This is a genomic window from Maribacter spongiicola (genome assembly GCF_052119685.1).
Taxonomy (GTDB): domain Bacteria; phylum Bacteroidota; class Bacteroidia; order Flavobacteriales; family Flavobacteriaceae; genus Maribacter; species Maribacter spongiicola_A.
The window spans coordinates 1-8632 of sequence record NZ_JBGQOO010000023.1; the positions used below are offsets into that span (position 1 = coordinate 1).

Annotated in this window: 5 protein-coding genes; all 5 read left to right on the forward strand. The window is 34.2% G+C overall.

Going from position 1 to position 8632, the window contains the following annotated elements; all coding sequences use genetic code 11:
* Positions 1-453: gliding motility-associated C-terminal domain-containing protein (locus ACEN2N_RS18795; RefSeq protein ID WP_441825769.1), on the forward strand; the 453-nt coding region annotated here is incomplete at its 5' end.
* Between the two features lie 13 nt (positions 454-466).
* Complete coding sequence (locus ACEN2N_RS18800; protein ID WP_441825770.1) at positions 467-1420, forward strand: PorP/SprF family type IX secretion system membrane protein; 954 nt, start codon at positions 467-469, stop codon at positions 1418-1420.
* Between the two features lie 15 nt (positions 1421-1435).
* Positions 1436-3376, forward strand: a complete 1941-nt coding sequence (locus ACEN2N_RS18805) for an OmpA family protein (RefSeq protein ID WP_441825771.1) — start codon at positions 1436-1438, stop codon at positions 3374-3376.
* Positions 3377-3602: 226 nt separating this feature from the next.
* Entirely contained in the window at positions 3603-7310 is a 3708-nt protein-coding gene (locus ACEN2N_RS18810) for a beta strand repeat-containing protein (protein WP_441825772.1), read from the forward strand.
* 750 nt (positions 7311-8060) lie between these two features.
* Positions 8061-8632, forward strand: a 572-nt coding sequence (locus ACEN2N_RS18815; protein ID WP_441825773.1) for a hypothetical protein, incomplete at its 3' end; no start/stop codon positions are given.

The window sequence follows — 8632 nt, forward strand, 5'->3', positions numbered from 1 at the left end:
TCTGATGATACCATTACGTATACACCAAATGATGGTTTTGAAGGAACCGATGTTATAGAATATACGGTATGTGATGCTGAAGGAAACTGTGACACGGCTACGGTAGAAATTATAGTTGTTGATAATAATCCTACAGAAACAGACGACGACCCAATTGAAGTAAATCAAATGGTAACGCCAAATGGAGATGGTAGAAATGAGTTCTTATTCATTAGAGGTGTAGATAAGATTCGCAACAGCACTTTAAAGATATTTAATAGATGGGGAGTTGCTGTTTACGAAGGTGAAAATTACAATAATCAAAATAATGTATTTGATGGTAGATCAAGAGGTAGGTCTACGTTAAGTACAGATGATTATCTTCCAGCCGGAATATATTTCTATATATTTGATTATACTACCTTTGAAGGAGTAAATAAAGTAGATAGTGAATATCTGTATATTAGTAGATAATAGTTTATAAAATATGAATATTAAAAATAAGTTTTTAATCCTGTTTGGAGGTTTGTTGCTAATGTTTAGTAGCGCCGTTGCCCAGCAAGATGCACAGTATACTCAGTATATGTTCAATACAATGAGTGTCAATCCGGCATACGCTGGCTCTAGAGGTCAGTTAAGCATTACAGGGTTATATAGATCTCAATGGGTAGGTCTCGAAGGAGCACCAAAAACCCAAACATTAAATATTCAGTCACCTATTAGAAATAGTAAACTTGGTTATGGTGTTTCGATTGTTAATGATGAGATAGGGAATGGCGTAGTTCAAGAAACATATTTTGATGCTGTGGTGTCCTATACCATTGACGTCTCTGCAGAAGGTAAATTGTCTTTTGGATTAAAAGCGGGAGGTAACTTATTAAATTTAGATTTTAACCAACTTCGTAATTTTGATTCTGAACCTGTAGATTCTGATAATATAGAGAATAGATTTTCACCAAATGTTGGTGTAGGTCTTTATTATCATTCCAATGCTTTTTATGCGGGACTTTCAGCTCCGAATTTATTTCAAACGGAACATTTTGATAATTCTCAAAGAGATGCGAATAGTGTACAGTTTTTATCAAAAGAGAGAATTAATTTCTACTTAATTACCGGGTATGTTTTTGATTTAAATGGTAATTTAAAATTTAAGCCAGCTTTACTTACTAAAGTTGTTGGGGGAGCACCATTACAGGTTGATTTTTCTGCAAATTTTATGTTTAATGAGAAATTTACTTTCGGGGCAGCATATAGATGGGATGCAGCAGTTAGTGCAATGGCTGGTTTCCAAATTTCAGATCAATTTATGATTGGTTTAGCATATGATAGAGAAACAACAGATTTGGGAGGTACTCAATTCAACGATGGTTCATTTGAAGTTCTCTTAAGATATGAATTGGTAAAATCATTTCAAAGATTGGTTTCACCTCGTTTTTTCTAAATGGCAAACTTATATATGAAACATAAATTCAAGTTTATTTTAGTATTGTTGTTATTCTTTCATGGATTAACTAAAGCTCAAGAACGTCTTATTCAAAAAGGAAACGAAAAGTTCGATTCGTATTCTTTTAGTCCGGCAATAGATATTTATAAAAAGGTATTAGATAAAGGATTTGTATCGGCAGATTTGCTAAGAAAATTAGGTAATTCATACTATTATAACGCCGATTATAAAGATGCTGCTGAAACTTATAAGCAGTTGGTATCAGATTATTCGGCAGAAGTAACTGCAGAAGATTATTTTAAATACGCCCAGTCTCTTAAAACTTTAGGCGATTATAATACTTCAAGTGATGTCATGAATAAATTTATGGAAATCACTAAAAGTGATGGTCGTGCGAATGCATTTAATGCCGACCGTGATTTTATGTCAGAAATTGAGAAAAATTCTGGCAGATATAATTTAGGTCCTTTTGAATATAACTCTCCATATTCAGATTTTGCACCTTCATTTTATAAAGAAGGATTAATATTTTCTTCTGATAGAGACACAGGTAATTTTGCGAGATATCGCCATACTTGGAATGCAAAAGACTTTTTAGATTTATATGAAGTAAATGCGGATAGCTCATCTATAAATCATGTAAAAAAATTAGGCGAAAATGTAAATACACGCTATCACGAGTCTACATCTGTAGTTACTAAAGACGGTCAGACCATGTACTTTACACGAAACAACTCTGAAAAGAGAAAAACTGTAAAAGACGATAAAGGTATAGTTAGACTAAAGGTTTTAAGAGCTGTATTAACAGATGAGGGTATTTGGGGAGAAGTTGAAGAGCTACCTTTTAATAGTGACTCTTATTCTGTTGCAAACCCGGCTTTGAGTCCTGATGAAAAGACATTATATTTTGCCTCAGACATGCCAGGTACATTGGGCGAATCCGATTTGTATATGGTTGCTATTAATGAAGATCGTTCATTTGGTGCGCCTCAAAATTTAGGACCTAATATTAATACAGAAGCAAGAGAAACTTTCCCTTACATTACAAGTGAAGAAATATTATATTTTTCATCAGACGGTCATCCAGGGCTTGGGGGTTTAGATATTTTCGCGACAAAAATTAAAGGACAAGATTTTACCGGTAAAGTGTTAAATGTTGGTGAGCCTGTAAATAGTAATAGCGACGATTTCACGTTTATTTTTAATGAAGAATTAAGAACTGGCTACGTAGCATCAAATCGAGAAGAAGGTTTAGGTTATGATGATATTTACAGTTTTACAGAAACAAGACCTTTAGAATTTGACTGTATTCAAAAAATTACCGGTACCGTAAGAGATAAAATTTCTAATGAGGTTTTAGTAGGTGCAACTATTAAGGTTATTGACGAAAACAACGAAGAGGTTTTATCAACGATTACAGACTCTGACGGAAACTACAATTTAGAACTAGATTGTAATAAGGGTAATTTTGTAAGAGCGTTAATGGAAGGTTATGTGCCTTCTGAAGAATATATTGGAGTTTCTGATGGCAAGCCTAAAATTATAGATTTTTATTTAGAAAGAGATCAAATTACGGCTGGTTTTGGTGATGATTTAGCCAAATTACTTCAGTTAAGTACTATTTATTTTGATTTTGATAAATATGATATTCGAAAAGATTCAGAGGTAGAGATAGAAAAAGTTGTTGCTGCTATGGAAAAATATCCAAGTTTGAGATTAAAAGTTAATTCACATACAGATAGCAGAGGACCCGCAGCTTATAATCTTTGGTTATCTCAAAAAAGAGCTGAGTCAACTGTAAATTATATGATCAAAAAAGGCATATCGAAAGACAGATTGGTAAGTGAAGGTTATGGTGAAACTAAATTACTAAACGAGTGTTCAGATGGGGTCAAGTGTTCTGCTGCTAAACATGATATCAATAGAAGATCAGAGTTTATTATTTTGGAATAAAACACACTTAATCCTAATAAATATAAAGCAGTTACTTAGAGGTAGCTGCTTTTTTTTATACGATAATAGTCAATTTTATCAGTCAATTAGAGTACTAGTACATTGGTTTAATGGGCATTCACTCTAGCTTTTTGCCTCTACACAACAAAATTTTTCATTTAAACATGTGTAAAGTTATTTTTGAGTGTTAAATAATTAAGTTTTAACTCTAACCAAAGTTTAGATTTTGATCAACAAAATATTATTAGCGTTTCTATTCCTATTTTCTGCGGTACATTTGGTGCAGGCGCAATGCCCAAGTAGTGAATATGCTATAGCTACAAGTTTTCCCGCAAATATTAACAATACAAATCAGGTTTTAGGTGCTCCAAATAATATTTATACTGTTTTTGGTCCCAATTCGCAATTGGTGGTGCAGTTAGATAATCCGGTTTTGGCGGGTACACAAATAACGATTAGATTAAGAAGAGATTCAAATAATGCGGGTCTTTTAATATATAGCTCGGACCAACAAACCACTGGATATAATAATCTCGTTCAATTTAATTCAACAAATACGCCACAAGGGACAACTGTAGATGTAACATATACAGCAAGTCGTACAATTGAATATATTTTAATTAGAGGTAATTCAGGTAATGGAAATACTTTTAGTGTAGATGCTATAAGTTACTGCTCACTTAATTTAAATATTGGTAATACCACTGTAGCTGAAGAAGTAGGTAATGCAGTTGTAGATGTGACGTATGGCGGAGGAAATACCTCACCTTTCACAGTAAATTATGCTACTGCAGATGGTTCTGCTATTAATGGCCTTGATTATACGAACACCTCTGGTACTTTGTCATTTTCAGGGGTATCTGGACAGACACGTCAAATCACAGTAACTATAATTAATGATGATTATGGTGAAAGTACAGAGAACTTTGTTATTAACTTTTCAAATGTATCTGTAGGTTATACGGTAAATCCAGTATCAACTAGTATTGCTATAACAGATACAGATGTACCTATACCTAATAATGCACCATTAGTATTAACAGATGAATTTAACGGGTATTACGATTATTCCACAACAGGTGGTTCTCTTAGGTCTAATACAAATGATATTGATCCGTGTAGCATAACAACAACATCCTCTAACACGTTACTTTCGCCAATACCGGCAGGGGCTGTAATAGATAAAGCGTATTTATATTGGTCACACTCAAGTCAAGTGCCAGATGACAATGTAGTTTTTGAAGGAGCTAATGTAAAGGCATCGAAAATATATGGATCTGCTTTAAGTTTTAATGGAAATAATTTACAGTTTTTTGGGTATGTAGCAGATGTAACATCAATTGTTACAAGTATATCATCACCTTCAACAAATGTATTTGATTTTTCAGGTTTAAGTATTGATAATGGCGGGGCTTATTGTACAACATCTACGGTATTAGGGGGGTGGTCATTGATGGTGTTTTACCAAGAACCTTCATTGCCTGCGGTAACTATTAATTTATATGAAGGGTACAATGGCGATAGTGGCGCAAACTACCCGTCAGGTATGGCTACAAGTTCGTTCACATTAAGCGGCTTTTATTCTATTGGTTCTTTAGGGGCTAAAACAACTATTTTATCTTGGGAAGGTGATGATACTTTAGCCAATAATGAATCACTTGTGTTTAGTACTCCAAGTTCTCCAAATAACATCTTGAATGGTGATGGGGATAATGACGGTATTACAAAGAACAATCCCTTTAATTCAACAATTTATGATAATACGGTTTTACCAGTAGTTAACAACACGACATCTTACGGTCTTGATCTCGATACTTTTGATGTATCTGCCTATATTGGTGTGGCTGAGACTTCAGCTACAACTACGGTTAATGTCGGGCAAGATTATGTGATTATGAATGCGGTATTGTTAAAGGTGCCTTCTAACATTATTACAGGGCACGTTTTTGAAGATGTTAACTATGGTGGTGGCGATGGTAGATCTTTAGTTGCATCATCTGGGGAAATAGTAGAAGGAGCAACTGTAGAATTGTATGATGCTAGTAATACATTAATAAGAACTTCAATTACAGATGATCAAGGGCAATATGTTTTTGGAGGTATGGCTAATGGAAATTATCAGGTTAGGGTGGTGGATGCTACTGTAAAATCAACGAGAGATAATGGAGCAACCTGTAGTGAATGTTTAGGAATTTCAACATATAGAACTAATTATGGTGCTTTAACAGGTTTTTCGCCTGTAAATGAAGTAGGTGGATCGAATCCTTCTATTCCAGATGCTGCGGTAGGGTCTCTTACCAATTCAAATACAGTTGTTAACGTAGCAATAGCCAATGAAGGTATCGTTGGTTTAAATTTTGGCTTTAACTTTAATACCATTGTTAATACAAATGATGAGGGGCAAGGGTCATTACAACAATTTATAGTCAACTCGAATGCGCTAGGAAATACAGGTTTGGATATTGAGGCGAATTCAATATTTGACCCAATAGCAGGTGAAGATATTTCTATTTTTATGATACCGCCTGCAGGTGATGCTCAGGGTAGGGTTGCTGATACAAATTATGCATCTGGTCGTTTTGATATATTTATACTCAATACTTCTACGTTACCAATAATTACAGATGATGCTACAAGTATTGATGGACGAACACAAACAGCGTATTCTGGAAATACAAATACTGGCACGACAGGTCTTGGAGGCTCTACAGTTGGGGTTTCGGCAATTACATTACCTAATTACGATAATCCGGAAATTCAGATTCATAGAAATGCAGGCGACGTCATAAGAATTGCAGCCCAAAATACCACAATTAGAAATGTATCGGTTTATGCAAATAACAATGCAGGTATTCGTTTGAATTCTGGTAGCGCTTTAGTCACAAATAACCTTATTGGTGTAAATGCACTAGGTAATAATTCTGGAAATATTGATTTTGGCGTTGAAGTTGTTGGTGGTGAAATAGTAATAAGCGATAACTATATTGCTACAACTTCAGATGCGGGTATTTTAATTAATGGCGGTACAGGTACACTGATTCAAGGTAATCATATAACAGAAAATGGTACTGCGGCTTGCTTTGATAATATTAAAATTCAAAATGGTTCAGGTATTACTATTGCGGGCAATTTAATCGAAAAAGCAGGCGCAATTGGTATTGATGCTGATGGCTATGCAGGTAATTTAATGATTAATGAAAATACCATTTTAACTTCAGGACAAAACGGAGGTCTTTGTGCTGGTTTCGTTGCAAATGCAGGTATCAAACTTGACGGTAATAATTCAACCATTTCAAAAAATATAATAGCATCTAATGGTGGCTCAGGAATTGTTGTTTCTGGTGGTACTACTAGCGGAAATTTAATTTCCCAAAATTCAATTTACGCCAATGGAACTTCAAGTCCAGCTTTAGGTATTGATTTGGATCAATCAGATGCTCTGGGAGATGGAGTCACCTTAAATGATTCAGGTGATTCAGATTCAGGTCCTAACGGATTATTAAACTTTCCTATAATATCAGGAGCATTTATGTCAGGAGGTAATTTAGTGGTAGAAGGTTGGTCACGCCCAGGCGCTACCATAGAAATATTCTTAACCGATGTAAATCAAGGTACGGCGACCGAAGGGGATAATCAATTGGGCTTATCTACAGATTATGGTGAAGGTCAGGTGTATATTGGTACAGTTACCGAAGGTAGTGCAGCAGATTTGTTTTCAATGGTAACACCATATACTGATTTGGATAACAACACTGATAATACAAATAAGTTTAAGTTTTCAATACCCATGTCAATACCTATAAATGTGGGTAATTACATAACATCAACGGCTACATTATCTAATTCAACATCAGAATTTTCACCTTTTAGCATGATTGAAAGCTATACGGTAATTACAAACAGAAGAATAACATACAGGATTAAGAAAAATTAATTTTCTTTCAAATAAATTAAAGTGTGCTTTACTACTTAATTTCAAGTGGTAAAGCACACTTTGTTATGTCCAAAAATTGGAGCAACACTATCTTGACTTTCACTAAGTATAATACGTATTAAGTTATAATAGGTATGATAAAGGACAGTGTAACTCTTACTTTAAACCTGTTCATACTAACGTTGTAAAACTATAACAAGATAAGTCGCATTTGCCATTGGTAGAGTGTGGAAATACAATTAGATCAGTTGTTGAATTTATGAATTCTGACTTTTTGTAAAAGTTAGAACGGTAATAACAAACAAGCGAATTAACTTACCGCATAAAGCCCAACTAATTACATTTCATTTTTTTCGTGTATTAGTAATGATAAAAATAAGGGTGTCTACCTAAAGAAAATGGTTGGGAAAAATCAATTTTCGAATTAAAATCAACCTTTTCACACCTTCTTTTTATTCAAATTTTTTAGTCGTTTGAATAAGGAAATCGAAAATTTTTTAGTTTTCCTCAGTAACGATAACTACCCGAATAGCAGCACATCTTCGACGAACAACAATCAAAAATCATAAACATTTAACAATCCCAAACCTCACCTTTATAGAGGTATATAGCGTAAATATTGGCTTACACAACATTTATTTTAAGGAGCAATACATATAGTCAATATTTGTATAGTGTGAATACCAATGATCCGCCTTGTCATAAAAAAAGGAATGGATGATTCTGGAAAGCACATTTTGAAAAACCTATATGACCAACGAATTATTGAAGGTGGAATTGAATAATAAAAGTATGAAGAGTCAAACTACTACAACCTTAGGTAATACCATTAAATTTATAATGGTACTATTTACTTTACTAATATCAGGTATCTCTATGGCACAGACCACTGTGACCTTAGAAGATCAATGTAATTGTGAGGTACTCCAAGGTACAGATGTATCAGCACCGGGAGTCGCAACGCCAGCAGGTGCAGATTTAGGAGATTTGTATGTAAATACAGATACAGGAACTATATATTTTTGGGATGGAGATTCATGGGAATTGACAGCTACTGATGATCAGCAATTGCAAAATTTCACTTTTGATGCCTTGACGAATATCTTATCTCTAGAAATTGAAAATGGTAATGTAGTAACTGCAGATTTATCGAGTCTTAATCTAGTGGAAACCTTAACTACTATTATTTCCAACACCGACGGTACGTTCACGTATACTGATGAAGATGGAATAGATACAATTATCGATGTTACGGATCTGGAGACCTTAACGACTATCGCTTTAAATGCGGATGATACGAATATCGATTATACGGACGAAGA